The 669-nt window shown below is 61.9% G+C and carries 1 protein-coding gene; it reads left to right on the top strand.

The genetic code is table 11. From position 1 onward, the window contains the following. Nucleotides 1–147: 147 nt before the first annotated feature. A partial coding sequence (locus EN893_RS39625) for a cation:proton antiporter (RefSeq protein ID WP_245490945.1) occupies nt 148–669 on the top strand: 522 nt, incomplete at its 3' end.

The following is a 669-nucleotide window of genomic DNA, read 5'->3' as shown; positions in this document are numbered from 1 at the left end:
ATAAACATTTGATTCTTATATATAAAAGGGCCGCCTCTCAGGGCGGCCTTTTTCATTGATTGGGTGCCGCGGCGTTTTTCACGGGACGGGCGGCTGGACGGATCGGCCGGCTTTGCGCATGGTCGGCGGAAAGCCTGGAACCGGACCATGGAAGTCGCCGTCTTCATTCTAGTCGTGCTCGTCTTCGTGGCGCTTTCCGGCGCTCTGGTTCGCCTGGTACGGGTGCCGTTGCCGGTGCTGCAGATTGCGATCGGTGCCGCGCTTGCGTGGCCGGTGCGCGGCATCCATGTCGAGATCAATCCGGAACTGTTTCTGCTGGTGTTCATTCCGCCGCTGCTGTTCGGCGATGCCTATGGCGCACCGAAGCGTGAACTGATGGCGCTGCGCGGACCGATCCTGGATCTGGCCATAGGGCTGGTCTTCTTCACCATCGTCGGTTTCGGCTACGCCTTGCATTGGCTGGTGCCGAGCATCCCTCTGGTGGTCGCTTTTGCGCTTGCCGCGGTGCTGTCGCCGACCGACGCGGTGGCGGTGTCCTCGATCGTCGACAGAAATGTCGTCCCGGCGCGGCTGATGCACATTCTGGAAGGCGAGTCGCTGCTCAACGATGCGTCGGGGCTGGTCATGTTCCGCTTTGCCGTCGCGGCGGTGCTGACCGGCAGCTTTTCC

The organism is Mesorhizobium sp. M7A.F.Ca.CA.004.04.2.1 (assembly GCF_004022825.1).
Taxonomy (GTDB): domain Bacteria; phylum Pseudomonadota; class Alphaproteobacteria; order Rhizobiales; family Rhizobiaceae; genus Mesorhizobium.
Note: the sequence above shows the minus strand (reverse complement) of the source record. Positions and strands in the feature narration are given on the sequence as shown.